Source organism: Comamonas koreensis, from assembly GCF_021026195.1.
GTDB classification, from domain to species: domain Bacteria; phylum Pseudomonadota; class Gammaproteobacteria; order Burkholderiales; family Burkholderiaceae_C; genus Comamonas; species Comamonas koreensis.
On record NZ_JAJNCT010000005.1, the window covers coordinates 678,668 to 705,004 of the forward strand.

At 63.9% G+C, this 26,337-nt stretch carries 22 protein-coding genes; 14 read left to right on the forward strand and 8 right to left on the reverse strand.

The genetic code is table 11. The annotated features are described in order from the left end of the window. The first annotated feature begins 195 nt into the window (after positions 1-195). From LPW39_RS05350 to LPW39_RS05405, 12 genes are all read left to right on the forward strand, one after another. Positions 196-2,274: a catalase gene (locus LPW39_RS05350; protein WP_230771938.1), complete on the forward strand. Its 2,079-nt coding sequence runs from the start codon at positions 196-198 to the stop codon at positions 2,272-2,274. Between the two features lie 295 nt (positions 2,275-2,569). Next, positions 2,570-3,934, forward strand: coding sequence for a GntP family transporter (locus tag LPW39_RS05355; protein ID WP_230771940.1), 1,365 nt, complete (start codon positions 2,570-2,572; stop codon positions 3,932-3,934). A 100-nt stretch (positions 3,935-4,034) separates the two neighbouring features. Continuing rightward, positions 4,035-4,958, forward strand: coding sequence for an L-threonate dehydrogenase (ltnD, locus tag LPW39_RS05360; RefSeq protein ID WP_230771942.1), 924 nt, complete (start codon positions 4,035-4,037; stop codon positions 4,956-4,958). Beyond that, positions 4,955-6,232 (forward strand): 3-oxo-tetronate kinase, encoded by a 1,278-nt coding sequence (gene otnK, locus LPW39_RS05365; protein WP_230771944.1) that lies wholly within the window; start codon positions 4,955-4,957, stop codon positions 6,230-6,232. The genes ltnD and otnK overlap by 4 nt, the downstream gene beginning before the upstream one ends. 14 nt (positions 6,233-6,246) lie before the next feature. After that, positions 6,247-6,933, forward strand: a complete 687-nt coding sequence (locus LPW39_RS05370) for a class II aldolase/adducin family protein (protein WP_230771945.1) — start codon at positions 6,247-6,249, stop codon at positions 6,931-6,933. 70 nt (positions 6,934-7,003) lie between these two features. After that, positions 7,004-7,813, forward strand: a complete 810-nt coding sequence (gene otnI, locus LPW39_RS05375; RefSeq protein ID WP_230771947.1) for a 2-oxo-tetronate isomerase — start codon at positions 7,004-7,006, stop codon at positions 7,811-7,813. Between the two features lie 79 nt (positions 7,814-7,892). Continuing rightward, positions 7,893-8,738: a MurR/RpiR family transcriptional regulator gene (locus LPW39_RS05380; protein WP_230771949.1), complete on the forward strand. Its 846-nt coding sequence runs from the start codon at positions 7,893-7,895 to the stop codon at positions 8,736-8,738. A gap of 328 nt (positions 8,739-9,066) precedes the next feature. Further along, positions 9,067-9,879 (forward strand): TonB C-terminal domain-containing protein, encoded by an 813-nt coding sequence (locus LPW39_RS05385; protein ID WP_230771951.1) that lies wholly within the window; start codon positions 9,067-9,069, stop codon positions 9,877-9,879. Positions 9,880-10,042: 163 nt separating this feature from the next. After that, positions 10,043-10,408: a hypothetical protein gene (locus LPW39_RS05390; RefSeq protein ID WP_230771953.1), complete on the forward strand. Its 366-nt coding sequence runs from the start codon at positions 10,043-10,045 to the stop codon at positions 10,406-10,408. A gap of 51 nt (positions 10,409-10,459) precedes the next feature. Continuing rightward, positions 10,460-11,083, forward strand: a complete 624-nt coding sequence (locus tag LPW39_RS05395; protein WP_230771955.1) for a hypothetical protein — start codon at positions 10,460-10,462, stop codon at positions 11,081-11,083. Positions 11,084-12,005: 922 nt separating this feature from the next. Next, on the forward strand, positions 12,006-13,433 hold the full coding sequence (locus tag LPW39_RS05400; RefSeq protein ID WP_230771956.1) for an MFS transporter: 1,428 nt from the start codon (positions 12,006-12,008) through the stop codon (positions 13,431-13,433). A 9-nt stretch (positions 13,434-13,442) separates the two neighbouring features. Further along, positions 13,443-14,090, forward strand: coding sequence for an aspartate/glutamate racemase family protein (locus LPW39_RS05405; RefSeq protein ID WP_230771958.1), 648 nt, complete (start codon positions 13,443-13,445; stop codon positions 14,088-14,090). Positions 14,091-14,130: 40 nt separating this feature from the next. Here LPW39_RS05405 and LPW39_RS05410 read toward each other — a convergent pair whose 3' ends face one another. The 3 genes from LPW39_RS05410 to LPW39_RS05420 form a co-directional block, all read right to left on the reverse strand. Beyond that, positions 14,131-15,408 (reverse strand): NAD(P)/FAD-dependent oxidoreductase, encoded by a 1,278-nt coding sequence (locus LPW39_RS05410; RefSeq protein ID WP_230771960.1) that lies wholly within the window; start codon positions 15,406-15,408, stop codon positions 14,131-14,133. Continuing rightward, positions 15,405-16,256, reverse strand: coding sequence for an NUDIX hydrolase (locus tag LPW39_RS05415; protein ID WP_230771962.1), 852 nt, complete (start codon positions 16,254-16,256; stop codon positions 15,405-15,407). The genes LPW39_RS05410 and LPW39_RS05415 overlap by 4 nt, the downstream gene beginning before the upstream one ends. 101 nt (positions 16,257-16,357) lie before the next feature. Further along, positions 16,358-17,338 carry a quinone oxidoreductase family protein gene (locus tag LPW39_RS05420; protein ID WP_230771964.1) on the reverse strand — a complete coding sequence of 327 codons (981 nt, stop codon included), beginning with the start codon at positions 17,336-17,338 and terminating at the stop codon, positions 16,358-16,360. A gap of 113 nt (positions 17,339-17,451) precedes the next feature. On the opposite strand from LPW39_RS05420, the gene LPW39_RS05425 reads away from it, so the two are divergent. Continuing rightward, positions 17,452-18,354 (forward strand): DMT family transporter, encoded by a 903-nt coding sequence (locus LPW39_RS05425; protein ID WP_230771966.1) that lies wholly within the window; start codon positions 17,452-17,454, stop codon positions 18,352-18,354. Between the two features lie 107 nt (positions 18,355-18,461). After that, entirely contained in the window at positions 18,462-19,337 is an 876-nt protein-coding gene (locus tag LPW39_RS05430) for a DUF2076 family protein (RefSeq protein ID WP_230771967.1), read from the forward strand. A gap of 79 nt (positions 19,338-19,416) precedes the next feature. Here LPW39_RS05430 and LPW39_RS05435 read toward each other — a convergent pair whose 3' ends face one another. The 5 genes from LPW39_RS05435 to LPW39_RS05455 form a co-directional block, all read right to left on the reverse strand. Beyond that, a complete protein-coding gene (locus LPW39_RS05435) occupies positions 19,417-20,244 on the reverse strand; it encodes an SDR family oxidoreductase (RefSeq protein WP_230771969.1) in 828 nt (275 codons plus the stop codon). A 179-nt stretch (positions 20,245-20,423) separates the two neighbouring features. Next, positions 20,424-21,296, reverse strand: coding sequence for a DMT family transporter (locus tag LPW39_RS05440; protein WP_230772891.1), 873 nt, complete (start codon positions 21,294-21,296; stop codon positions 20,424-20,426). 73 nt (positions 21,297-21,369) lie between these two features. Next, entirely contained in the window at positions 21,370-22,677 is a 1,308-nt protein-coding gene (locus LPW39_RS05445; RefSeq protein WP_230771971.1) for a DUF3422 family protein, read from the reverse strand. Positions 22,678-22,811: 134 nt separating this feature from the next. Beyond that, on the reverse strand, positions 22,812-23,462 hold the full coding sequence (locus LPW39_RS05450) for a DUF4198 domain-containing protein (RefSeq protein ID WP_230771973.1): 651 nt from the start codon (positions 23,460-23,462) through the stop codon (positions 22,812-22,814). A 287-nt stretch (positions 23,463-23,749) separates the two neighbouring features. After that, positions 23,750-26,236 carry a TonB-dependent siderophore receptor gene (locus LPW39_RS05455; RefSeq protein WP_230771975.1) on the reverse strand — a complete coding sequence of 829 codons (2,487 nt, stop codon included), beginning with the start codon at positions 26,234-26,236 and terminating at the stop codon, positions 23,750-23,752. Positions 26,237-26,337 lie beyond the last annotated feature (101 nt).

The following is a 26,337-nucleotide window of genomic DNA, read 5'->3' on the forward strand; positions in this document are numbered from 1 at the left end:
CAACCAAGCCCCCCCCCAAGGCCGCTCACCGAGCGGTCTTTTTGATGTCTGCAGAAAGCGCGCAGCTTCTGCACCTCGGAGTGCGCATACAGCCAAGCGCTCCAAACGCCTACAAGCGCGGCGTGGTGCAGCTGCCATCCTAGAGGACTTGAGCCCTTAGGCCCACAACTACGCCAACCCCCACGGAGATCCACGATGACCACTCGCAAATCGACCTCGTCCGCAGCAAATACCCAAGGCAACGCAGGCGAGCTCCATGAGCAGGCCGGTGACGGCCACCCAGTGATGACAACGCAGCAGGGCATTCCAGTATCGGACAACCAGAACTCGCTGCGCGCGTATAACCGCGGCCCGACCTTGCTGGAAGACTTTGTGCTGCGTGAAAAGATCACGCACTTTGACCACGAGCGCATTCCAGAGCGCATCGTGCACGCACGCGGCACGGCAGCGCATGGCTATTTTGAACTGAGCGATTCGCTGAAGAAATACACAACGGCCAAGGTGCTGACCGAAGTGGGCAAGAAGGTACCGATCTTTGTGCGCATGTCCACCGTGGCGGGCGGCGCCGGTTCGGTCGATACGCCGCGTGATGTGCGCGGCTTTGCGATCAAGCTCTACACCGAGGAAGGCAACTGGGACTTGGTGGGCAACAATATTCCGGTGTTCTTTATCCAGGATGCGATGAAGTTCCCCGACCTGGTGCATGCCGTCAAGATGGAGCCGGACCGTGGCTTTCCGCAAGCGGCCAGCGCGCATGACACTTTCTGGGATTTCATCTCGCTGATGCCCGAGTCGATGCACATGATCATGTGGGCGATGAGCGACCGCGCCATCCCACGCAGCCTGCGCACCATCGAAGGCTTTGGCGTGCACAGCTTTCGCCTCATCAACGACAAGGGCGAGAGCACCTTTGTGAAGTTCCATTGGCGGCCCCAGCTGGGCATCCAGTCCACCGTCTGGGACGAGGCCGCCAAACTGCAGTCTGCCGACAACGACTACCACCGCCGCGACCTGTTCGAGGCAATTGAAGCCGGCCATGCGCCCGCCTGGGATCTGTTTGTGCAGCTGTTCACCCAGGAAGAGGCCGATGCCCTGCCCTATGACCACCTGGACCCGACCAAGATCATTCCGGAAGAAGTGATTCCGCTCAAGAAGATTGGCAGCTTCACCTTGGACCGCTGGCCTGACAACTTCTTCGCCGAGACCGAGCAGGTCGCGTTCTGCCCGGCCAATGTGCCGCCGGGCATTGATTTCTCCAACGATCCGCTGCTGCAAGGCCGCTTGTTCTCGTACCTGGACACGCAGCTGTCGCGCCTGGGCGGGCCGAACTTTACGCAGATCCCCGTGAATGCGCCCAAGTGCCCGTTTGCCCACACCCAGCGCGATGGCCATATGCAAACCCAGGTGCCCAAGGGCCGCGTGGCCTACGAGCCATCGAGCCTGGACCCGAACTCGCCCCGCGAATCGCGCGCCCAGGGCTTCCGCTCGTTTGCCCAGCCGGCCGAGGCTGATGCCAAGAGCCGCATCCGCCCCGAAAGCTTTGCCGACCACTACAGCCAGGCGCGGCTGTTCTACACCAGCCAGAGCGAGGTGGAGCAAGCGCATATCGCCAGCGCCCTGGTGTTTGAACTGTCCAAGGTGCAGACCCCCCATGTGCGTGAAGCCGTGGTCGCCCACCTGCTGGTGATTGACAACGACCTGGGCAAGCGCGTGGCCAAGGGCCTGGGCCTGGCGGCGCTGCCCAAGCCCGCCAAGCCTGCGGTGCCGGTGCAAGACCTGCCGCCCAGCCCCGCGCTGCGCATCATCGACCGCATGAAGCCGACCCTGGAAGGCCGCTGCGTCGCCATCCTGGTGGATGATGGCTCCAACGCCGAAAACGTGGCCGCGCTGCAAAAAGCCATCCTGGCCGAGAAGGCCATGGTCAAGATCATCGCGCCCAAGATTGGCGGCGCGACCTTGAGCGACGGCAAGCACATCGCCGCCGACGCCCAACTGGCAGGCGCGCCATCGGCACAGTTTGATGCCGTGGCTTCTGTCATCCCGATGGCATCGGGCGAGATGCTGGCCAAGGACAGCGCCGCGCAAGACTGGTTCCGCGATGCCTTTGGGCACCTGAAGGCGATTGCCGCCTGCAAGGCCACGCATTTGATCCTGGATGCCGCTGGCGTGAAGCCCGATGAAGGCGTGTTCGACCCCAAGGATGTGGCCGGCTTTATCAAGGGCGCAAAGACGCGCTTCTGGGACCGGGAGCCGAAGGTGCGCACCTTGGCTTGAACGGCTGGCCGAAGGGCTTGGCGATGAGCCCCTGATGCCCCGCCAAAAGGCGCTGCAGCGAAAGCTGCAGCGCCTTTTTTGCGTCCGCCGGCAGCTCGCACTGGTCGATTCAAGCCTGTCCACTGGCCTTGCCTGCACCGTTAAAAAACCCTGCACCGCCTCGGGAAAGTACCGCGCAAACCCGCAGCCAGCCAATGCTATGATCGCGCCAAATTTGTATGATAACCATACCAGTCTTTCCGGCTTCAAGGGCCTGGGAAGTTCTTCTAACAAGTCAACGAGACAAGTCCTTCACATGACGACCATTGCCCTTCTGAGCATTGCAGGCGCCAGCATTGCTGCGCTGTTGCTGCTGATCATCCGATTCGAAGTCCATGCCTTTGTGGCGCTGATGCTGGTGAGCCTGCTGGTGGCGCTGGCAACCGGCATTCCGCTCGCTGAAATCATTCCAACGTTGATATCCGGCATGGGCGGCACGTTGGGTTCGGTGGCCATCCTGGTGGCGCTAGGCGCGATGCTGGGCCGGATGATCGAGGTATCAGGGGGCGCCAATACCTTGGCGCAGCGCTTTAGCCAGCTGCTGGGCCCCAAGCGGGTGCCTGCGGCGCTGACGGCGGCCGCGCTGGTGCTGTCCATCCCCGTTTTCTTTGATGTGGGCTTCATCATCCTGATCCCCATCATCTATGGCTTTTGCAAGGCCGCAGGGGTCAGCCCCATCAAGTTCGGGCTGCCGGTGGCCGGCATCATGCTGGCCACCCATGTGGTGGTACCGCCGCACCCGGGCATTGTGGGCGGCGCTGCGGTGCTGTCGGCCGATGTGGGCTGGATCACGCTGATTGGCTTGGGCATCTGCATACCGCTGGCCTTTGTGGCCCAGTGGGTGGGCCGCCTGCTGAACCGCCGCCATTACGCGATGCTGCCCGAGGCCGAGGCCCAGTTCCGCAACTTTGGCAGCGGTGATGCCGCCGATGCCCCTGCCGCCAAGCTGCCGGGCGTGGGTGCCGTGCTGACCTTGATCCTGGCCCCGCTGGCGCTCATCATGCTGGGCACGACGGCGGCGACCATGCTGCCCAAGGGCGATGCGCTGCGTGATTTTCTGGCCTTTACCGGCGCACCGGTGTTTGCGCTGATGGTCGCGATTGGCCTGGCCTTTGTGCTGCTGGTGCGCCCGCTGGGCTGGACGCGCAAGCGCACCAATGAGGTGATGGAATCGGCGCTGCCCGCAGCGGCCACGGTGATTTTGGTGACGGGCGCCGGTGGCGTGTTTGCCAAGGTGCTGACGGTGAGCGGCATCGGTACCGCGCTGTCGCAGGCGCTGTCGGGCACCGGCCTGCCATTGATTCTGCTGGGCTTCGTCATCTCTTTGGCCTTGCGCGCCGCGCAGGGCTCGGCAACGGTGGCCATTCTCACCACCTGCGGCCTGCTGGCCGAAAGCATTCAGGGCGGCGGCTACAGCGCGGTGCAGATCGCCGTGCTGACGGTGGCCATCGGCTTTGGCGGCCTGGGGCTGTCGCATGTCAATGACTCGGGCTTCTGGATTGTGACCCGCTACCTGGGCCTGAGCGTGGCCGATGGGCTGCGCAGCTGGACGGTGCTGACGACTGTGCTGGGTGTCGCCGGCTTTGCGCTGACCTGCCTGGTCTGGGCGCTGGTGGCCTGATCCGCAGCCTGGTTAATCGCTTGCCTATTTGTCGCTTGCATTCTTGTGCCCCGCCACCAGGCCGGGCATTCTCTATCTTTGATTCACGGGAGCTTCTCCAATGACTACATACGCACAGCACGCCAAGGTGGGCGTCATCGGCCTGGGCGCCATGGGCCTGGGCATTGCCCAAACCCTGCGCAACCGGGGCTACCAGGTCCATGTCTGTGATGTGCGCCCGGGGGCGGCGGCAGACTTTGCCAGCGCCGGTGGCGTGGCCTGCGCCCACCCGGCGGAGCTGGCGGCGCAGGTGGATGTGGTGGTGTCGGTCGTCGTCAACGCCGCGCAGACCGAGGCCGTGCTGTTTGGCGAGCATGGCGCCGCTGCGGCGATGCGCGCTGGCAGCACCTTTGTGATGTGCTCCACGGTGGACCCGAACTGGTCCATCGCGCTGGAGGCGCGCCTGGCCCAAAGCGGTGTGCTGTATGTGGACGGCCCCATCTCCGGCGGCGCGGCCAAGGCAGCGGCCGGCCAGATGACGATGATGACATCGGCCACACCAGCGGCCTATGCAGCAGCGGGCGATGTGCTCGATGCGATGGCCGGCAAGGTCTACCGCCTGGGCGACAAGGCCGGCGCGGGCAGCAAGGTCAAGATCATCAACCAGCTGCTGGCCGGTGTGCACATTGCCGCTGCGGCCGAAGCCATGGCCCTGGGCCTGCGCGAAGGGGTGGATGCTGCGGCGATCTACGAGGTCATCACCCACAGCGCCGGCAACAGCTGGATGTTTGAAAACCGCATGGCCCACGTGCTGGCGGGCGATTACACGCCGCTGTCGGCCGTCGATATCTTTGTGAAGGACCTGGGTCTGGTGCTGGATACCGCACGCGCCAGCAAGTTTCCGCTGCCGCTGGCGGCCACCGCGCACCAGATGTTCATGCAGGCATCCACGGCGGGCTATGCCAAGGAAGACGACAGCGCGGTGATCAAGATCTTCCCCGGCATCACCCTACCCCAGGCCGCCAACGACGGAGGCCAGCGATGAGCGGCGCCACTTTGAAGCTGGGCTGCATTGCCGACGACTTTACCGGCGCCACCGACCTGGCCAACAACCTGGTGCGCGCCGGCATGCGCGTGGTGCAGACCATTAGCGTGCCCAGCGGCCCGCTCGATGCTGAGGTGGATGCCTTGGTGGTGGCCCTCAAGTCGCGCACCATCCCCGCTGAGCAGGCCGTCGCCCAGTCGCTGGAAGCCCTGCGCTGGCTGCAAGGCCAGGGCGCGCAGCAGATCTATTTCAAATACTGCTCCACCTTTGACAGCACGCCCGCCGGCAATATCGGCCCGGTGACCGATGCCTTGATGGATGCGCTGGGCAGCGATTTCAGCATTGCCACCCCGGCCTTTCCGGACAACAAGCGCACGGTCTTCAAGGGCTATCTGTTTGCCGGCGATGTGCTGCTGAACGAAAGCGGCATGCAGAACCACCCGCTGACCCCCATGACCGACCCCAACCTGGTGCGCGTGCTGCAGTCGCAAACCCGGCGCAAGGTGGGCTTGATTGACCACAGCGTGGTTGCACAAGGCGCAGACGCCATCCGCAGCCGCATTGCTGCGCTGAAGGCCGAGGGCGTGGGCATTGCGATTGTCGACGCGGTATCGAACGACGACCTGCTGCGCATGGGCCCGGCGCTGGCGGATCTGCCGCTGGTGACCGCAGGCTCGGGCGTCGCCATTGCGCTGCCCGCCAACTTTGGCCTGCAGGCCAGCCACCAGGCGGCCGCCTTGCCTGCGGCCATTGGGCTGCAGGCGGTGGTGTCCGGCAGTTGCTCGGTGGCGACCAATGCCCAGGTGGCGCAGTTCATCGCCAGCGGCCGCCCGGCCCTGGCGCTGGCACCGCTGCGCATGGCCGCTGGTGATGCGGTGGTGCGCGAGGCACTGGACTGGGCCCGGCCGCATCTGGCCAATGGGCCGGTGCTGGTCTACTCCACCGCCGAGCCCGATGCGGTGCGCAGCATCCAGGCCCAGCTGGGCGTGGAGCAGGCGGGGGCCTTGGTCGAGCAAACCCTGGCAGCGATTGCGCGCGGCCTGGTGGAGCTGGGCGTGCGGCAGCTGGTGGTAGCAGGTGGAGAAACATCAGGCGCCTGCGTGCAGGCGCTGGGCATTGCACAGATGCGCATTGGCGGCCAGATTGACCCGGGTGTGCCTTGGTGCCATGCGGCCAGCCCGGCAGCGCCCGAGGGCTTGCACATCGCGCTCAAATCGGGCAACTTTGGCAGCACCGATTTCTTCACCAAAGCATTCACCTCCCTGCAAGGCTGAACACCATGGTCTTTATGGACGAACCCAGCGCCCGCGCCGAGATCTGCCGGGTAGGCGCATCGCTGTTCCAGCGCGGCTATGTGCATGCCAGCGCCGGCAATATCAGTGTGCGCTTAGCCGATGGCTACCTGATCACCCCAACCGATGCCAGCCTGGGCCAGTTGCAGCCCGAGCGCCTGGCCAAGCTCGATCTGCAAGGCCAGCAGCTGAGCGGTGACCGCGCCAGCAAGACCATCGTGCTACACCGGCGCATTTACGAGGCCAGCGCCAACACGCCAACGCCCGCTGGCAGCGTGATCCACACCCACAGCCGCCAGCTGGTGGCCTGCTCGCTGCGAGCCACTGCCGTGCCGGAGGTGGTGCCCGCCGCCGAGCTGCTGCCTGCGCTGACGCCCTACTTTGTGATGAAGGTCGGCCGCGTGCCGCATATCGCCTACCACCGCCCCGGCTCGCCCGACGCGGCGCAGGCCGTGGCCGAGGCGATTGCAGAGTACGCGGCAGCGGGCCGGCCGATCCGCGCGGTGATGCTGGCACGCCTGGGCCCCAATGTCTGGCACGACAGCCCGGCTGCGGCGATGGCCGTGCTGGAAGAGCTGGAGGAAACCGCCCTGCTTTGGAACCAGTGCCGCCAGCAGCCACCCGCGCCGCTGAGCGACGCCCAGATTGACGAGCTGCGCCAGAGCTTTGGCGCCCACTGGTAAAACCACACCAAGGCCTGCCGCACGCTGATCGCTTGCCTGCTGGCCGCCCCTTTTTTTGAAAAGCACCCCCATGCCCCGTTTTGCTGCCAACCTGTCCATGCTCTACAACGACCTGGACTTTCTGGACCGCTTTGCCGCCGCCGCCCGCGATGGTTTTACGGCCGTCGAGTACCTCTTCCCCTACGCCTACGCGCCCGAGCAGCTGCAGGCCTTGCTGCAGCAGCAAGGCCTGCAGCAGGTGTTGTTCAATGCGCCGCCGGGCGACTGGGACCGGGGTGAGCGCGGTATTGCCTGCATCCCTGGGCGTGAGGCCGAGTTCCGCGACGGCATTACGCAGGCGCTGCGCTATGCCCAGGCGCTGCAATGCCCGCGCCTGCATGTGATGGCCGGCCTGGTGCCTGCGGGCGCCGATGCCGCTACCGTACGCGCCACCTACATCGCCAATGTCCGCCATGCGGCCGAGCAGGCGGCGGCGCTGGGTGTGCGCATCTTGCTGGAGCCCATCAATGGCCGTGATATGCCCGGCTTCTTCCTGAGCCGCCAGGACCAGGCCCATGCCTTGGTGGCCGAGATGGGCGCCGCCAATGTGCAGGTGCAGATGGACCTGTACCACTGCCAGATCGTCGAAGGCGACTTGGCGATGAAGATCCGCCAGTACCTGCCCACGGGCCAGGTCGGCCATATCCAGATCGCCGGCGTGCCCGAGCGCCATGAGCCCGATGTGGGCGAGCTGAACTACCCCTATCTGTTTGCGCTGCTCGACAGCCTGGGCTACGACGGATGGATGGGCTGCGAGTACAAGCCTGCGCGGGGTGCAGCGCCCCATGCCACCAGCGATGGTCTGGGTTGGCTCAAGCCTTATCTGGCCAAGGCTGGGTAAGCACCGCCGTGGTGGATGGGGTGCCCTAGAATCGCTTCATCCCCCTTTAGCCGCAGGCCCCCCGGCCCGCCGCCATGCGATGCGACCACCAGCGACCGAATCCTTTTTGCAGCGGGTGCGCCAGCACCTGCAGGCACTGCCGGCCACCGAGCGGCAACTGGCCGACTTTGTGCTGGAGTTCCCCGGCGAGCTGGCCAGTTACGCCGGCAATGAGCTGGCCCAGCTGGCGAAGGTGTCGCCCTCGACGGTGAGCCGCTTTATCCGCCGCCTGGGCTATGAGAACTACGAAGAAGCGCGCCGCCAGGTGCGCGAGGACAAGCAAAGCGGCTCGCCGCTGTTCCAGTCGGCGGCCGAGGCTTTTCAGCGCGGGCAGATGCTGGCGACCCACCGCGAGCGCTCGCTGGCCAACCTGACAAACACCCTGGACCAGCTGAGCGAGCCGCAACTGAGCGAGATCGTGCAGGCCATCATCGCTGCGCGCCAGGTGCTTATCTTTGGCAGCCGCAGCAGCCATGCCTTTGCGCAGTACCTGCGCTGGCAGATCATTCAGGTGGTGCCCCAGGTGATCAGCCTGCCCGGCCCCGGCGAGACCCTGGCCGAGTACACCGCCCAACTGGGCAAGAACGACTGCGTCATCCTGTTTGGCATGCGCCGCCAGACCCGGCAGATGGCCGCACTGCTGGCCAGCGCCAGCCAGGCTGGCGCCTCGGTGCTGCTGGTCAGCGACCAGGCCTCCCCCCACTATGCGGCGGCCACCTGGTCCATCCAGTGCGACTGCCATGGCCCAGGCCTGTTGGACAACCATGTGGCCGTGATGGCCGTCTGCGACCTGCTGGCCACGATGGTGCTGGAGGCCGCCGGCGCGCCAGGCCGCAAGCGCCTGGCTGCCATTGAGCAGCAGCATGAGCAGCACCAGGAGTTTTGAAGTCTCGCGGGACGCGCCTGTTTTGTGCAGCAGCGGCTAGGGCGTTGTACTGTTCGCGACTAGCAACACAGTTTTGCAGCTGGATGCCAGAAACCAGGGGACAGATCTGCTCATGGTGCGAGGTCAGGAGTGTGTGGTTGCTCAGAAGGGACGGCTAGAGGATTGGCTCGTGCAGGTAGCTGACTGGCAGGGCCGGCAGAGCCCGATGTGCATTCGACGTTAGGATGACGGCTTACGGCCATGAGCGGTCGTTCTGGAAAGCTGTCCGGCTTAGGATGCGGCCGCACTTCGTGGGTCAATCTTGGGCAATAGTTATAAAAAAATTTGTATGAAAACTGTTTTCCTATTCACTGCAATATTCAATCTCTTTGCTTTAGCAGGTTGTACTAACATGGAGTCAGCAGAAGCTAAAAACCAAAATCTAGCCGATGCCCCTCAAGACCTACGCGAAAAGAGAGCAACTTCAATAGAAGCTGAAGAGGAAATAATTCAGTTCAAGGCGGCATTAGATCTAGTCCAACGTGCTGAATTCCCCGGCGCACAAGACGCATTTGAGCAATTTACAAAGACACATACCAGCGGAAGCTTGATACCCGCAGCTTATTATTGGCTTGGAACTGCCCACTATGCACAGCGTCACTACGATCGTGCAATTTCAGCTTTAGAGAAGACTGCAGCGGCCAAAGATAGTGCGCTTGCACCTGAAGCACTGCTCTTAATTTCAGCTTGCCAAATAGAAGCAGGAAATCGACTACAAGGAATCGAAGTCGTGGAGAATCTTCTGCATCTCTACCCATTTTCAAATGCAGCAATAACTGCTCGGCAAAGATTTCGGCTTCCACCTGTCCCACTGCCCGGACCGGCGAGCTTGCATGATGGCAGATATGCACAAAAAGTAGCAGCAGCAATTCGCAAAAATCTTGCGTACAAACAATTGAGTCGAGCAGACAATCCGCGTGCTGAAGTCACCCTTGAGATACGGACTGATGGAGTCATCATTAGGCGTACCCTTACACAATCAAGTGGCGTACCAGACTGGGACAGCGCAGTACTTCGGGCAATCGATAGGGTGCATGCCCTCCCGCTCGATATTAATGGGCAAGTACCACCGAAGATGGTAATCGGACTTCGCCCCAATTAAATTGGGAAGAATTTTATTACCTCAAAAGAGGGTAGAGTTGCAGCAAGTAGGTGTCGTTGGATTTCTTCCAGTCATGCTATGACAGGCGCAGAACGGCCAGATGCGGCCGTTCGTTAGCGGACGTCCATGCAGCCATCCGCAAACACTCGCCGGGCGAATCGACATGGAAATTCCGGAACTCAATAACGTGTATGGGCTCATTGACTGCAGCGGCCGGATGAAGGAGTTCGCGGCCACCCTACGGCGCTTTCGTGATGCGGAAGTTTGGCTGAAGGTATCTAATTTCGACGGCGCTGAAAGCATTCGAATGGAAATTGCAGACGCGTCATTTCAAGCATACGGTGACCACCATAGTCAATTTCTTTTCAATGGGGCGATTGCAGGCGATGAAGAGATGGTTTGCGAGTTCACGCGTGAGCTTCACAGTCTTTTAAGGCTGGCGGGCTTCAACGTTTGGTTCGAGATCTATGACAGAAACCGTGTGCTGTTGGAGACGTTGGGTACATACTTTGGAAATCGACACCAGTGACCGAGCCGATTGCGGCCATGCGCCGACTTTCTATTTATCGCTTCATCCCAAATGATGCCAGTTTCGTTTTACGTTGAATCGGATGTCTTGGCTTTGCTAGAGCCTATTCCTTGTGTGCTCATCGCGCGTGAGGACAATGCGCTCAGGCTGCTCCAAAAGATGCATCGCGATATACAAGAATTGAGGAGTGTCTTGAGCCATTTTCCAGATGTTCTGTATCAACCACTGGAGATGCACTATGCGGTTTCCAAGGCCATCGCAGCCGTGAATGAAAAATTGATATCCGACCTAACCTCTAATTTTGGTTGGGGAGGAGTAGTCTATGCGGCCTTTCTTGCTGCATTCCGCCCCATGATGCCATTCGCCGACTACCTAAGAATAGCCAGGAATAGAGCTCCTCAAAATCAATGGTTGGTTGATTTGGCGCTTCGTGAAATTGAAGGTTGTTCAGATCCCGAAGTGGGCGGACATCAATCGCTGATTAGGGCAATCAGAGCAACGCTTCCAAGTTACCCCGGCGAACATATCCACCTCCGTGAGTGGCCTATTGGCGAAGAATTGGCCCAATTAAATCTAGAGAAAGACGCCATCGCTGCGGTTTACCGGAAGAGTGGGGCAAGCGAAGCAATTTCGGAGATAAAGAGTTCTCCATGGTCGAAACTGCTGATGGTTTGACCGTCAGCTTCCGAGGGCGGTGAACTTCGGCTACGGGTCGAGCAGCAACAGTCATGCGCTGCCACAAGGAGCTGCTGGTACGATGCCTCAATTCGGCCACAACCAGAAATTCGGGTACACGCAATGAGTAGCTCTTTAGATGCCACCGTGCTCTGCACTTCGTTGGACGCCCTCGCGGAGGACAATAGATCCCGGGTGCCCCTGATGATTCAACTCTTGGGCCTTCATGGCCACGAGCGTCATGAAGACATCGTTTTAGACCTGGGGATTTTCGGGGACCCTGCCGCTATTCCAGCGATTGCTAAAGCCGCCGAAACAACTTTTCCATACATGGTTCGATGGCAGAACCTTCATGAGTTCCAGCGCAAGTGCGCGTACGCCCTTGCTCGAATTGGGACGCCGGAATCTCGGGAGGTACTGGAGTACCTAGCCCAGCATTCAGACTCGCATTTGCGCGAATACGGAAGAGAAGGCTTGGACAACTGGCCGATGCCTTTCATACGGTCTTGAGCGTCCGCTCCTGCGTGTGCCCAACGACTGCTTTGGGTCGTTCAGAGGCATTCAAAAGCCCATCAAACCGTTCGCACGAACACTGTCACTTAGCAGGCCAGTCGCTGCAACTCTGGCGGCTACGGTGATTGCACCCTGACGCAATCAGCCTTCACTTCATGGATCTTTGTGGCTCCTTACGCCGCCGGTGCAGCAGCTGCTGCGCCCTTGCCTTGAGAAAACCACCCCCACCGCCATGTTCCCCGATGCCGAGATAGATGGCACGTTGCTTGCTTAAACATGCCTGGTGCATGAAATTTCAATTTCACATGCACCATATTAGTGAAATACCTATACCAAACTTCGATGACCTGCCCAACACTGGCGCAGCGATCCGAATCGAGCAAGCACGACTCTTCTCAAGGAGCTTTCAATGGCTGGTGGACCTGCACTTTCCTCTGCACCCGACTCTCCCAAGGTGGCCGAACTCGACCAAGCCCTCGACAAGATAGGGGTGACCCGCTCGCACCACACGATCATCTTTTTGATCCTGATTGGTTGCCTGTTTGACAGCTTCGAACAGAACGCGGTCGGCATCATCGGGCCCATGCTCAAGGAGCAGTGGGGGCTGACGGCGTCGGACATCGGCATGCTCAACACGGTGACCTTTGCCTGCGCGGCGATTGGCCGCATCGTCTCGGGCTATATCGCAGACCGCTATGGCCGGCGCGTGATGCTGTCGGTGGACCTGCTGCTGTTCACCATTGGTGCAGGCATCTGCGCGATGGCGCCCAACCTGGCGGTGATGGCGCTGGGCCGGGCGGTGGTGGGCTTTGGCCTGGGGGGCGAGATTGCGATTGCGGTCACCATGCTGTCGGAGTTCTGCTCGTCCAAGTTCCGGGGCACGGCGGTCGGCCTCGTCAATGTGGGCGCGGGCGGGCTGGGCAATTTTCTGGCACCGGCCTTTGGCTTGCTGGTGTTCTGGATCTTCCCCGGTGACAACGGCTGGCGCTGGCTCTTTGTCTGCCTGATGGTGCCGGCGCTGCTGGCTGCGTTCTACCGCCGCTATATCCCCGAGACGCCGCGCTTTCTGCTGTCGCAAGGCCGCATTGCCGAGACCAACGCGGTGCTGACGCGCCTGGCATCGGGCAAGCTGGCGGGCGCTGCGCAAGCCAGCCACCCCTATATCAGCGATGGCGGCAGCAGCACCACGGCGGCCAAGATCAAGGTGCGCATCACCGAGATTTTCCGGGGCGCGCTGGGCCGCCGCACCGTGCCGCTGTGCATCACCATCTGGATGACCTATGGCGCGCAGATTTCTGTACTCACCTTGATGCCGACGATTCTGGTGGGCCTGGGCTACAGCATGTCCAAGAGCCTGCTGTTCACGATGGTGATGCAAAGCGGCAGCCTGTTGGGCGCGATTGCGGCCTCGGCGCTGGGCTTTCACTTTCCGCGCAAACGGGTGCTGACCGCCGGTGCCATCTGCGCCTGTCTGGCGGCGCTGACGATTGGCTTTGCCGCCAAGAGCATTGTGGTGCTGCTGATTGCCGGTGCCACCTTCCAGTTCTTTGTGCTGCTGCTCAACACCACCATCTGGATCTATGCGCCCGAGCTCTACCCGACCCGGGTGCGCGCCTTTGGCACCGCCTTCATCCTGGCCACCGGCACAGCGGCCGGTGCATTGATGCCGCTGGTCGCAGGCCGTCTGTTTGATGGCTTTGGCCTGGGCGGCGTGTTTGGCCTGGCCGCTGCGATGTACCTGATCTTCATCATCAGCGTGCAATGCGTGCCCGAAACCTATGGCCGCTCCCCCGATGCCGAGCCCCTGGCTGGCACGCCTGCCACGGCCCAATCCTAGTTTTGCTCCATGCCCAAAATCCTGCTGATCAACCCCAATGCGTCCGAGGCCACCACCGCGATGATGGCCGACATTGCCCAGCGCGCGGCGCCTGCGCAGTGGCAGATTCTGCCCCGCACCGCCGGCAAGGGCCCGCCAATGATCGTCAACGCGGCCGAGCTGGCGCAAGCCGCGCTGGAGGTGGAAGACTGCTGGCGCGACGCGCCCAGCGACTGCGCCGGCACCATCATCAGCGCCTTTGGCGACCCGGGGCTGGAGCGGCTGCGGGCCTTGAGCCGCATGCCGGTGGTGGGCATTGCCGAGGCCTCGATGCTGGAAGCGGCCAGCGGTGGCCGGCGCTTTGGCGTGGCCACCGTCACGCCCGATTTGGTGGAGCCGATTGCCGGGCGGGTGGCTGCGATAGGTTTGACCCATCTTTACACCGGCATCCGCCTGACCGAGGGCGACCCGCGCGCCCTGAGTGGCGATGCCCCGGCACTGGAAGCCGCACTGGCGCAAGCGGTGCAGCGCTGTGTGGACGAGGATGGCGCGCAGGCCGTGATCATTGGCGGCGGCCCGCTGGGCCAGGCCGCCATTGCGCTGGCCGAGCGCCTGCACCTGCCGGTGATTGCGCCAATACCGGCGGCGGTGCGCAGGCTGGCGCAGCTGATGGGCTGAGCGCGCCTGCGATCAGCCAAGCGGCTGCTAGTGATGCCAGTTAGCCAGCGGTGCGCAGTTGCCAGAAAGGCAGCGCTTGCGGCCCGCACATGCCGGTTGCGATGCGCTGGGCCGTGGGCAGCGAACCGGTCAGGCCCAGATGGCCATGGCCCACGGCCAGCCACAGGCCCTGGATCGCATCGACATGGCCCACCACCGGCACGGAGCCGGGCAGGCAGGGGCGGTGGCCCATCCAGTGCTGGGCTTCCAAGCCGGCCAGGGCCGGGAAGGCCTCACGCGCAATGCGCTCGATGCCAGCAGCGCGGCGCGGGTTGGGCGGCGCCGTCAGGCCGGCGATCTCGACCGTGCCGCCTACGCGCAGGCCGCCTTCCATCGGTGCGATAAACACCTTCTTGTCGGCCAGCACCACGGTGCGTTCCACCAGGTGCTGGGCACCGGCAAACTGCGCGTGGTAGCCGCGTTGCGATTCGATCGGCAGCAGCATGCCCAGCGGCTTGAGCAGCGCCGGCGCCCAGGCGCCAGCGGCCACCACCACATGCGGCCAGCGCTGCGCATCCAGCGCGGCATCGCCCGTGCGCACGGCCCAGCCCTTGTCATCGGGGCGGATGGCCTTGACCTCTGCCCGCACCAGCTTGCCGCCGCGCTGCACAAAGGCATGCAGCATGCGCTGCACATAGCGCAGCGGGTTCAGGATGGTGCCGTGGTCCGCCAGGTAGCGGCCATGGGCATAGCCCTGGGGCGCCTGGGGCTCCAGCGCCTCGATGCCAGCGCGGTCCAGTTCCTCGACCTGGTAGCCGTATTGGGCGCGCAGCTGCCAGCCGGTGGCATCTTTTTGCGCATAGTCGGCATCGGGGTAGAGGTGCAGATGGCCGCGCCGCATGAACAGCTCGGACACGCCCAGGTTCTGCGCCAGCGCCGCATGCGCATCGACGGCGCCCTGGTAGAGGTCGTTGAGGCGCTCGGCCGCAGCGGCCACCCGCTTGGGCTCGGCCGATTGCGCAAAGGCCACCAGCCAGGATGCCGCCTTGGGCAGGTGCTTCCAGCCAATCGACAGCGGGCCGTCCTGGTCCATCAGCATGCCGGGCACGGTCTTCAAGATGCCGGGCAAGGCCAGCGGCGCGACCGAGCCGGGGCTGATCGCGCCGGAGTTGCCGTAGCTGCATTCCATGCCGGGCTCGCCCCGGTCGATCAAGGTGACGGCCACGCCATAGCTTTGCAGCGCCAAGGCCGTGGCCACGCCGACCACACCGGCACCCACCACCACCACCTGCTTGGGTGCCTGCACCGGGGCACCCTGCTTGTTCCCTGTCTCTGTCATGTCATCCAATCTGCAAAACCGGCCCAGACCAAGGCGGCCTCGGGCGTGAATCGTGCCTGCGCCAGCTGCTGCTGGACCTCATCGGCCTGCCACAGCGCAAACTGCGCCACCTCGCCATCGTGGTTGCGGGGCGCCATGCCCTCGGGCACGGTGGCGGCATACCAGTGGATGTCTTCGTACATATAGCCCAGGTCGCCGCCGCCATCGCTGTCGGGCTGGCGAAAGCGCAGCACGCCGCCATGGCGCAGGCCTTGCAGGTCGGCGATCTGCAGACCGGCCTCTTCCCAGGTTTCGCGGGCCAGCGCTTGCTCCAGGCTGTCCTGGGCCGAGACCATGCCGCCCATCAAGGTGTCCCAGTGCAGCGGGTAGTTGGCCTTGTTGGCCGCGCGCTGCTGCACCCACAGGCGCCCATCCGGGGCCATGCCCACCAGGTGGACGGCCAAGGTCGCTATGCCCAGCACCCGCACCGCCCCGCGCTCCACCGTGCCGATGCGGCTGCCATCCACTGCCTGCACGGCCAGTTGCTCGTTGCGCCAGGGGCCGCTGCGGCCAGCATCGCGCAAGGCATCGGCCAGGCGCCCCATCAAGGTGGTGGCATCTTGCGTGGGCGATTCGAGCAGCCACACCGCCATGCCCGAGCGCTCACGCTTGGACAGCAGTGCATCACCGCCCAGGCGCCCTGCGATGCCGGTCTCGATCAAGAAATGCTCCACCAGAGAGCCAACCGCCTGGCCGTTGACCCAGAGCGGCAGCCTGGCCTTGCGGGGTGGCGACTGCATGGCCGTGCGCGCAGCAGCCAGCCAGGCGGGCGGCTGGGGCGCGAACTGCGGGGGAGAAACAGGGGACATGGGGCACTATCAAAATAAAAGCAGATGGATGTTAGTCCATCTGCGCCTGGGGGCAGGCGGCGCCTACCCAAAACCCGATGCCTGCATCGGCTACGGAAATATCAAGGCAGCAAGATGCTGCTGCCCGTGGTCTTGCGCGCTTCCAACGCACGGTGGGCGGCCTGCACTTCGGACAGCGCAAAGCGCTGCGCAATATGGATCTTGACCTGGCCCGAGCCGACGACGGCAAACAGGTCATTGGCCATGGCCTGGCAGGCCTCGCGCGAACGCAGATGGGTGAACAGCCCCTGGCGGGTGACATAGAGGCTCTTGGCCGCCAGGATGGCCGGCGCAAAAGGCGGCACCGGGCCGGAAGCATTGCCAAACGAGACCATCAGACCAAAGGCGCGCAGGCACTGCAGCGAGCCATCCCAGGTGTCCTTGCCGACCGAGTCATAGACCACCTTGACGCCCTTGCCGCCGGTGATGTCCTTGACCCGCTCGGCAAAGTTTTCCGTGCGGTAGTTGATCGCTACCTCGGCGCCATTGGCCAGTGCCAGCTGGCATTTCTCGTCGGAGCCGGCGGTGGCAATCAGGCGCAGGCCCAGCGCCTTGGCCCACTGGCAGGCGATCAGCCCCACCCCGCCAGCGGCAGCATGGAACAGCACAAAGTCGCCCGAATGCAGGCCTTCAACCGGTTTGGCCTGGCGCAGCAGGTACTGGGCCGTCAGGCCTTTGAGCATCATCGCTGCGCCGGTCTCAAAATCAATGCTGTTGGGCAGCTGGCAGACATAGGTGGCGGGCATCACCCGCACTTCGCTGTAGCTGCCGGGCGGGTTGCTGGCATAGGCCACACGGTCGCCCGGCTGCAGGTGCTGCACGCCGTCGCCTACCGCTTCAACGACGCCTGCAGCTTCCATGCCCAGGTTCAGCGGCATCGGCAGGGTGTAGAGGCCCGTGCGCTGGTAGACATCGATGAAGTTGAGCCCGATCGCATGGTGGCGGATGCGCACCTCGCCTGGGCCGGGCGCGCCGACGTCCACGTCGACCAGCTTCATCTCCTCGGGTCCGCCATTGCGGGCAATCTGTACTGCCAAAGACATGGGAATTCTCCTGTGTGAACTTGGATAGGTTCTGGCTAGGTTCTGGGTGCCACCAGTCACCATGCTGCCACGCTTTCCTACCCGCTGCTGTCACGGGGATGTACAGTCTCGCGATGCAACAAAAACTGACACCGTCGACCATGGCGCTGCTGACCGCCGCCCCGCTGATGTGGGCGGGCAATGCCGTCGTGGGCCGGCTGGTGCATGAGCTGGTCTCGCCAATGCTGCTGAACTTTGTGCGCTGGCTGCTGGCCTTTGCCATCTTGCTGCCGCTGGCCTACCCCCTTCTGCGCCGGGGCAGCCCGCTGTGGCCGCACTGGAAGCGCTGGGCCACCATCGGCCTGCTCGGCATTGGCTGCTACAACGCCTTCCAGTACATGGCGCTGAAGACCTCGGGGCCCATCAATGTGACCCTGGTGGCTTCCAGCATGCCGCTGTGGATGATGGCCTTTGGCGCGCTGTTCTTCCAGACCCGCATCACCCGGCCGCAGATGCTGGGCGCGCTGTTTTCGGTCAGCGGCGTGCTGCTGGTGCTGAGCCATGGCGACTGGCAGCAGCTGACCCAGCTGCGCCTGGTGCCGGGGGATCTGTTCATGCTGCTGTCCACCGCCTGCTGGTCGCTCTACAGCTGGTTGCTGGTGCGCACCCATGAGCCCGCCGGCATCAAAAGCCAGTGGGCGCTGCTGCTGATGGCCCAGTTGGCCTTTGGCCTGCTGTGGTCGGGCCTGTTTGCCGGCACCGAATGGGTGATGGGCGCCAGCCAGCTGCAGATGAGCAGCACCCTGCTCTGGGCCATTGCCTATATCGTCATCGGCCCGGCCATCCTGGCCTACCGCTGCTGGGGCATCGGCGTGCAGAGGGTGGGCCCCACGGTGGCAGGCTTTTTCAGCAACCTGACGCCGCTGTTTGCTGCCGTGCTGTCGGCTGCCTTTTTGGGTGAGCCGCCCCGGCTCTACCATGCAGCGGCCTTTGTGCTGGTGGTCGCCGGCATTGTGATTTCGTCGCGCAGGGCTTGATCGCTTACAACCTGCTACGGAAAGAACGCGGGCTTCACACTGGCGCTCTTGCGCAAGCGCACAGTGCATCCCATATGCGGTGACACCACCATCGCAAGGATGCCGAGATGAATGCGCAAGAACAAACCCTGATCGAGAACCTCTTCCAGCAACTGCGCCAGCGCGATGGCCAGCCCAAGGATGGCCAGGCAGAAGCGTGGGTACGCCAGCAGGCCCAGCAAACCCCGGACGCGCTCTATTGGCTGACCCAGCGTGGCCTGCTGCTGGAGCAGGCGTTGCAGCAGGCCCAGCAGCAAGAGGCGAAGTTGCAGGCACAACTGGTTGAGGCCCGGGCTGCTGCCGCTAAACCGGCTGGCGGCAGTGGCAGCAGCAGTGGCAGCTTTTTAGGTGCCGGGCTGGACACGCATTTTGGCCGTACCCCCGATGCCAACCTGGCCAGCAGCAGCCCAGCGGGCTATGCGCCGAGCTATCCGTCCAACAGCGCTGCCCCTGCAGGCTATGCCGATACGCCCGCCTCGGCCAGCAGCGGCCGCTGGTTTGGCGCGGCCCCGGCAGCGCCCGCCCCTATCCCCGCCCCCATGCCTGCACAGCCCAGCGCTGGATCAGCAGCGGGCGGCTTTCTGGGCCAGGCTGCTGCTTCGGCCGCCGGTGTGGCGGGCGGCATGCTGCTGTTCAATGGCCTGAGCCACCTCTGGAGCAACCCCGCCCAGGCGGCGACCAACCCCAGCCATGCAGCCAGCACCAGCAGCCCTGCTGCGGACAGCGCCAGCACGGCCAGTTCCAATGCCAACAGCAGCGGCGACAACAGCGGCCTGGACCAGCTCGCCCAGCAAGCCGGGCGCGACCATGTGGACTCCTCCGTCAACCGCTGGATGCCCGAGTCGGACACCAGCAACAACCGCAGCGACAGCAACAGCCAGGATGTCGCCGACTATGACAGCGGCGACGATGGCTTTGACTTCTTTGACGACGACCAGGCTTGATCACTGCCAGCCTCCATGTCAGACGTAAAAAAACCGCCCGGGCATCTGCCCGGGCGGTTCTGCTTTGGGTGACAGGTGCTTAGAAAGTACCTGTGTAGGAGCCGCCATCCGGCAGGATGTTCTGGCCGGTGATATAGGCCGCCTGCTGGCTGCACAGGAAGGCGCAGATGGCACCAAACTCATCGGCGGTGCCGTAGCGGCCGGCAGGAATCTGCTTTTGCTGCGACTCGCGGATATCGGCTTCGCTCTTGCCGGTCTTGCTGGCGGTAGCCGAGATGGTGGCCGCAATGCGGTCGGTGTCGAACTTGCCGGGCAGGATATTGTTGATGGTCACGCCCTTGCCGGCAATGGCGCTGCGTGCCACACCGGCCACAAAGCCGGTCAGGCCGCTGCGCGCGCCGTTGGACAGGCCCAGGATGTCGATAGGTGCCTTGACAGAGCTGGAGGTGATGTTGACGATGCGGCCAAAACCGCGCTCGGCCATGCCGTCTATCAAGGTCTGGATCAGTGCAATGGGGGTGAGCATGTTGGCGTCCAGCGCCTTGACCCAAGCGTCACGGTCCCAGTCGCGGAAATCACCGGGTGGCGGGCCACCCGCGTTGTTCACCAGAATGTCAAAGCGCTGGCCAGGGCCGCCTTCGGCATTCAGCACGGCAGCACGGCCGGCTTCGGTGGTGATGTCTGCGGCCACGGCGATCACCTGGGGTGCCACGCGGCCCGGGGCGGCTGCGGCCCACATGGCGGCCATCACCTTGAGCTGGCGGGCGGTATCCTTCAGCGCTTCTTCGCCGCGGGCGTTGATGACCACGTTGACGCCTTCATTGACCAGCGCCTGCGCGCAGCCACGGCCCAAGCCCTTGCTGGCCGCGCAGACCAGTGCCCATTTGTTGGCAATTCCAAAATCCATATTTAAATCTCCTTGTGGATATAGATGCTATGTCACAAACCGCATAGGTGCTGGCGCTGTGCGCCTTGCCCTTGGGAGTCGCCAAGACGACCCGGAAAACCGGCGGCATGCGCTGGAAAAGCAGTGCAGCACAGCCGGCGAGGACAGAAAGGCCACGGCCCATCCCGTGTTGACGGCGCTTATTGTCTTTTGGTTTGGTGGGTGAACACGTAGATGCCAGTCAGTACCAAGGCGGTCCCGCCCACCATAACCGGGGTCAAGCGCTCGCCAAGCAGCCACACCCCCATCAGGATCGTGGACAAGGGCCCGATCATGCCGGTCTGTGCTACGGTTGCTGCGCCCAGGCGCTCGACTGCCAGCATCACCAGCAACACCGGCACGGCGGTGCACAAGGTGGCGTTGAGGACGGACAGCCAGATGACGGCTGAATCCACCTGCGCGGCCTGCAGCGGCCGGGTCAGCAGAAATTGCGCAATGCAGAACAGGCAGGCAAAGCTGGTGGCCAGGCCCACCAGCCGCAGGGCGCCCAGGCGCTTCACATACTGGGCGCTGTAGACCAGGTAGACGGCATAGCTCACGGCGCTCAGGAACACCAGCGTCGCGCCCCAGCCGACCTGCTGACCGGCCCCGTGGGTGTACAGTTCCATCCCGAACACCAGCATCACACCGGCGTAGCTGATGGCCAGGCCCAGCAGCTGGCGGCCGCTGGCCACCTTGCGGTACAGCAGCCAGCCCAGCGCCAGCACCAAGGTGGGGTTGAGGTAGAGGATCAGCCGCTCCAACCCCGCGCTGATATAGCTCAGCCCGGCAAAATCGAGGTAGCTGGAGAGGTAGTAGCCGCAAAAGCCCAGCGCGATGACGGCGAGCCAGTCACGCAGCGACAGCGCCGGTTTGCCACGCCCAGCCCACCAGGCCATGATGACAAACAGCGGCAGCGCAAACAGCATGCGGTACATGATCAAGGTGACCGCATCGACGCCATGGCGGTAGGCCAGTTTGACGATGATGGCCTTGCCACTGAAGGCGATGGCGCCAACGACGGCGCAGACCATGCCGGCCCGGCGCACGCTGGGCGTGAGCACCGCAGCCGGTGCAACAGAAGCAGACAAGATAACTCTCCAACAATCAGTGCTGGTCCGCCGCGCCGTGGAACAAGCGATGGTGCATGCGGCGAATCGACCACCAGACGCCCAAGCCTATCACCGGGATGGCCAGCGCCGCCGTCGTTTCTGGCGACAGTGGCCACCCCCATTTCTGCAGGCCCTTGGCGAGATAGCTGATGAGGCCGGTGAAGTAGTAGGTGATGGCCGCCACCGACAGGCCCTCGACGGTGGATTGCATCTTGAGCTGCAGGCCCTGGCGCTCGTTCATCGCCTTGAGCACCGCCTGGCGGCCCTGCTTCTGGCTGATGTCGACCCGCGTCTGCAGCAGGTTGCTGATGCGCGAGACGCGCTGGGACAGCGCCTCCAGCCGCTGGTGGGCAGACACGCAGGTATTGCGCGCGGGGGTCAGGCGCCGGTCCATGAAATCGCCGATGGTCTGGTAGCTGCCCAGGCGTGTTTCCTGGATATCGCCCACCCGCTGCTGCACCAGCGCAAAGTAGGCACTGCTGGCCGAAAAGCGCGAGTGGTGGGCGGCGTACTGGCTCTCCACCTGCGCGGCCAGGCGGGTGAGCTGGTCGAGCAATTGCGGCTCGCTGGCGGCACCGGCGCTGCGGATGGCTGAGGACAGCTCGGCCAGTTCGGACTCGGTGCTGGCGAGCTTTTCCATGGTTTCGCGCGCCGCAGGCAGGCCCAGCAAGGCGGCCATGCGGTAGGTCTCGATCTCGAGCAGGCGCTGCACCAGGCGGCCATTGCGCGCCGCCGACAGGCCCTGGTTCAGCACAAAGAGGCGCGATGCGCCATCCGAGTGGATGGAGAAATCGGTGTAGATCTGCGCCTTCTGGTCGGAGGCCTTGGATGCCACGAGCTTGTCCTCGTACAGCCAGCGCTGCTCGACCTTTTTCTCGAGCGCGGGCGATGCGGGCAGCACCCAGGCGTTCATCGCCAGCAGGCAGCGGCCCGGCAGACCGGCCAGCCATTGGGCGGGCACCAGGTCGCTGGCGGACGGCAGCTCGGCCTCGTCCAGCGCCTCGGGGCGGATGGGCACCATCCAGGTCCAGGAAACAAACTCGGTGTGCAGCTCCCAGCGCAGGCGGCCATTGCCCAGGTCCAGGCGCAAGTGGTTGGCCTCGGCATCGGGCACGGGCAGCTGCAGATCGCGCAACAGCTGGTGCAGCCACTGGCGGCTGGCCGCGCGCTCGGCGGCATCGGCCCACATCACCGTGCAGAACACGGCGGTGTTGTCGGGCAGGGCTTCAGGGGGGCGGGAATGGACTTCGTTATGCAGCGCACGGCGCAGGTCGTGCTGCTGCAGCAGGGGCAGGTTTTTCATGAAAGACAAAAAGCGGCAATACGCAGACGGCCAACCGTCGAACTGCTGCAATTGTCGTGCCAAGCCAATACTTGTGCAGGCGTCCGCTCAAAAGCGGCGCGCCTGCCCCTGCGGGGAATGGGCGCCCTATTGGCTTACTGCGGCACCTCAAAGCTCAAGGTAGCGGTATGGCGCACCTCGTCGTACTGCTTGTCGCCCAGCTTCACGCTGCCGTTGTTGACCCGGGCCGTAACCTCCATCACATAGAGGCCGGGGAAGGATGGCGTAAAGCTGACAGTGCCATCCTTGGCGGGGGCCAGCACGCGGCGCCAGCCTTCGCTGGTGTCCACATTCACCTGGCTGGCTGCCACCGGCCGGCCCTTGAACATCAGCTGGTAGGTGTTGCCCTGGGGCGTTGTCGGCACCAGTTCCAGGTCATGGACGGCCCGGGTCTCGTGGCGGCCAAAGCGGGCCTGGTAGTAGGTCAGCACGCCATCGCTGCCGGCACGGGTGGCGGCAAAGCGCTGGTCGGCCGGGGCGCCCTCTTCCTTGGCCAGGACATAGGGGTCGGCCGATGCCGGCACGGTCTTGCCTTCTGCCACTACCTGGCGCGGTTCGCTCAGTTCGCTGAGTTGTCCTGGCGTCTTGTGCAGCTCGCCCACTTGGGCGCGCGTCTGGCCGTTCTCGGTTTGCAGCCACAGGTAATCGGCCTGCGCCGGCAAGGCAGCGCCGACGCTGGCGGACACGGCCAAGGCCGCTGCCAGCAGTGGGCGAAACAGGGTGGATGGTGAGGTGGTTTGGCTCATGGGTGCCTCCTAAGGGGTTGGATGGGATAGCTGGCGGGTTCCCCTGGGGTGTGCCGTGCGCAGCGGATGCACATCTGATGGGCGGGGGAATAGCTGGCGCTGGGGGGGCCATTGCGATCCACTGCTGGCAGGCCCCGGTGCACGAGGCGATGGGCCCGGCCCTGCAGGGCCCGCCCCTCTCGCTTGCGGATCGCAGCCTAACCCAGTTTGCGCAATGCAAAAGCCAAAACTGCTGTTTTTGGACAAGGCCGGGTTGTGCAGATGCGGGCGGGGCGGCCCTGTGTCAATCACAGCTTGGGCGTGTACTTCAGGGTCAGCATGGCATTGCGCGGATCGCCATAGGTGCCGCCGGTGTAGCCGACAAAGCCCGGCAGGATGTAATGCTTGTCAAACACGTTGTTCACGTTGAGGGCGACGCTGACCTCGGGCGTTGCCTGGTAGGCCAGACGCAGGCTGGTGATGGTGTTGCCCGCCACCTTGAAGGAGCGGTCATAGCTCAAGGTATGGCTTTGCGCGACGACGCCAGCGCCCACACTCAGCCGGTTCCAATCGCCAGGCAGCTGGTAGGACAGCCAGGCGCGCAGCATGTGCTTGGGCGTCCAGGTGCTGAAGACCTGGCCCTGGTTGGCCGGGTCGTTCAGGAACTTGCTGGTGTTGAAGGTGTAGCCCACCATGGCTTGCAGGTCGCGCGCCACTTCGCCGCTGACTTCGGCCTCTACGCCCTGGCTGCGCACCTTGCCGGCCGAGGTGGAGCAGTACCAGCCGTCGCAGGCATAGCCGGAGGCCAGGTCGTTGACGGCGCGGTTCTTGTGGTCGTAGCGGAACAACGCCAGCGAAGTGTTGAGCTTGCCGTTCATCAGCGCGCCCTTGATGCCCAATTCATAGTTGGTGCCGGTGATCGGATCGAGCACCTTGCCATCGACAGTGCGCTCGGACTGGGGCTCGAACACGCTGGTATAGCTGCCGTACAGCGACCACTCCGGGGTGAGTGCATACACCAGGCCCGCATAGGGCGTGATCTCACCGGAGGTGGTGGTGAGCTGGCGCTCGTCGTTGAGCGCATTGGTGTAGAGCGAGTCGTACCAGCTGGAGCGAGCGCCCACAATCGCCGTGAGCGGCTCGGTCAGGCGGGTGCGCAGGCTGCCGTAGATGCCTTTTTGCCGCACATCGTAGGCAGACTTCCACTGCCGGCCACCGGCGGCCAGCAGGCTGGCCAGGCTGGGCTCGGGCCGGTGGTGGTCGATGTTGAAAATATCGGCCCCGGCCGTGAAGGTGCGGGCATAGACATCGTCGGAGCGGTATTTGGAATAGTTGGCGCCCACTGTCACATCGTGGCGCAAGCCCGCCAGCTCAAAGCGGCCGTTGATGAAGGCATCGAAGGCGACCTTCTTCAGGTCGAAATCGGTGTACCAGTCGTCATAGGTCACATCACCACCACCGGCTGCCACCGTGCCGGTCATGCGCTGGTGCAAGGAGGCGTTTTGCTCGCGCATCTGCAGCGCCGAGACCTTGAGCTTCCAGTCGTTGTTGATGCGGTGGTTCAGGTCGGCATAGACCGTCGTCTGCTTCACGTTCGAGCGGTTCCAGTCGGAGCCGGTGAAGGTGGAGCGTGGCAGGTCGGGCATGCTGCCATCGGCATACAGCGGCAGGCCCATGATGAAGGGGCGGCCCTTGCTGTCGAGCTGGCTCACGCCAAAGCCGACCGTGGTGTCGGGGCTGATGTCGTAATCCAAGGCGGCGTAGAGCGAGCGTGTGCGCTCATTCACATAGTCGACAAAGGAGTGGCCACGCGACTCGTCCACCACCAGGCGGCCACGCAGGCTGCCCTCGTCGTTCAGCGGGCCACCGGCATCGAGCTGCAGGCCGTAGCGGTCCCAGGAGCCAGCGCGGGCGGTCACGGTGACGGTCGTCTCCCGCTGGCCGCGCTTGCGCACCAGATTGACGGCACCACCGGGACTGCCCGTGCCCTGCAGCAGCCCCGAGGCGCCACGCAGCACTTCCAGCCGGTCGTAAAACACCATGCCCTCGGTCCCCCAGTTGCCCAGCGAGTAATGGTTGCGCGGAATCGCCACGCCGTCGTACTGCCAGGCATCGATCTGGAAACCACGCGAGGCCAGCACCATGCCCTGGCCCACGCCCTGCAGCCCCATCGTGCCGGTCACCTTGTTCATCGCATCGCGCAAGTCGCTCACGCCCTGCTCGTCGAGCTGCTTGCGCGTCATCACGCTGATGGACTGCGGAATGTCCTTGAGCGACTGGTCGCCCTTGTTGAGGCTGACGGCCGAGGCCGCGAGCGAGCCCGTGCCTTCGCTGGTCGCGTTGCGCTCGCCTTGCGCGGTGACCGTCACCGTCGGCAAGGTGCTGGTGTCGGATGCCCCAGGCGTTGCCTTGATGACCATGGCCTCGCCCTGGCGCACTGCGATGAGGCCGCTGCCGGCCAGCAGACGGTCCGCTGCCTGCTGCGGGGTGAGCGTGCCGGAGACGGCGGGCGCCGTCTTGCCCTCTACCAAGGCCGGCGCAAAGCCGATGGACACGCCCGTGGCTGCGGACAGCGCCTGCAGCGCCGCGCCCAGCGGCTGGGCCGCAATCGACAGGCTGCTGGCCTGGTTAGCTGGGTTGGACGGTGTGGCGGATTGGGCATGTGCCGCCAGCGGCATCGCCAGCACCAGCGCTGCTGCCAGCGCCAGCGGTGCGGGGTGGAAGCGGGCCATGGTGGATACCGAGGAGCTGCGCGAAGGCGTGCAAGAAGCGAGGGAAAAACAGGTGAAGGACATGGTCAGGCAATGCAGTAAATAAATCTCATTACCTTCTATGACGCACCGGGTTCGCAGAACTGCACCCCGCTTTTGGCATTTTTTGGAATTATTTTTTCCAG

Bases quoted from the DNA above. Each gene is read 5' to 3' on its own strand.
- LPW39_RS05350 (WP_230771938.1), top strand. From the start codon at position 196: ATGACCACTCGCAAATCGACCTCGTCCGCAGCAAATACCCAAGGCAAC.
- LPW39_RS05355 (WP_230771940.1), top strand. From the start codon at position 2,570: ATGACGACCATTGCCCTTCTGAGCATTGCAGGCGCCAGCATTGCTGCG.
- ltnD (WP_230771942.1), top strand. From the start codon at position 4,035: ATGACTACATACGCACAGCACGCCAAGGTGGGCGTCATCGGCCTGGGC.
- otnK (WP_230771944.1), top strand. From the start codon at position 4,955: ATGAGCGGCGCCACTTTGAAGCTGGGCTGCATTGCCGACGACTTTACC.
- LPW39_RS05370 (WP_230771945.1), top strand. From the start codon at position 6,247: ATGGACGAACCCAGCGCCCGCGCCGAGATCTGCCGGGTAGGCGCATCG.
- otnI (WP_230771947.1), top strand. From the start codon at position 7,004: ATGCCCCGTTTTGCTGCCAACCTGTCCATGCTCTACAACGACCTGGAC.
- LPW39_RS05380 (WP_230771949.1), top strand. From the start codon at position 7,893: ATGCGACCACCAGCGACCGAATCCTTTTTGCAGCGGGTGCGCCAGCAC.
- LPW39_RS05385 (WP_230771951.1), top strand. From the start codon at position 9,067: ATGAAAACTGTTTTCCTATTCACTGCAATATTCAATCTCTTTGCTTTA.
- LPW39_RS05390 (WP_230771953.1), top strand. From the start codon at position 10,043: ATGGAAATTCCGGAACTCAATAACGTGTATGGGCTCATTGACTGCAGC.
- LPW39_RS05395 (WP_230771955.1), top strand. From the start codon at position 10,460: ATGATGCCAGTTTCGTTTTACGTTGAATCGGATGTCTTGGCTTTGCTA.
- LPW39_RS05400 (WP_230771956.1), top strand. From the start codon at position 12,006: ATGGCTGGTGGACCTGCACTTTCCTCTGCACCCGACTCTCCCAAGGTG.
- LPW39_RS05405 (WP_230771958.1), top strand. From the start codon at position 13,443: ATGCCCAAAATCCTGCTGATCAACCCCAATGCGTCCGAGGCCACCACC.
- LPW39_RS05410 (WP_230771960.1), bottom strand. From the start codon at position 15,408: ATGACAGAGACAGGGAACAAGCAGGGTGCCCCGGTGCAGGCACCCAAG.
- LPW39_RS05415 (WP_230771962.1), bottom strand. From the start codon at position 16,256: ATGTCCCCTGTTTCTCCCCCGCAGTTCGCGCCCCAGCCGCCCGCCTGG.
- LPW39_RS05420 (WP_230771964.1), bottom strand. From the start codon at position 17,338: ATGTCTTTGGCAGTACAGATTGCCCGCAATGGCGGACCCGAGGAGATG.
- LPW39_RS05425 (WP_230771966.1), top strand. From the start codon at position 17,452: ATGCAACAAAAACTGACACCGTCGACCATGGCGCTGCTGACCGCCGCC.
- LPW39_RS05430 (WP_230771967.1), top strand. From the start codon at position 18,462: ATGAATGCGCAAGAACAAACCCTGATCGAGAACCTCTTCCAGCAACTG.
- LPW39_RS05435 (WP_230771969.1), bottom strand. From the start codon at position 20,244: ATGGATTTTGGAATTGCCAACAAATGGGCACTGGTCTGCGCGGCCAGC.
- LPW39_RS05440 (WP_230772891.1), bottom strand. From the start codon at position 21,296: ATGGTCTGCGCCGTCGTTGGCGCCATCGCCTTCAGTGGCAAGGCCATC.
- LPW39_RS05445 (WP_230771971.1), bottom strand. From the start codon at position 22,677: ATGAAAAACCTGCCCCTGCTGCAGCAGCACGACCTGCGCCGTGCGCTG.
- LPW39_RS05450 (WP_230771973.1), bottom strand. From the start codon at position 23,462: ATGAGCCAAACCACCTCACCATCCACCCTGTTTCGCCCACTGCTGGCA.
- LPW39_RS05455 (WP_230771975.1), bottom strand. From the start codon at position 26,236: ATGTCCTTCACCTGTTTTTCCCTCGCTTCTTGCACGCCTTCGCGCAGC.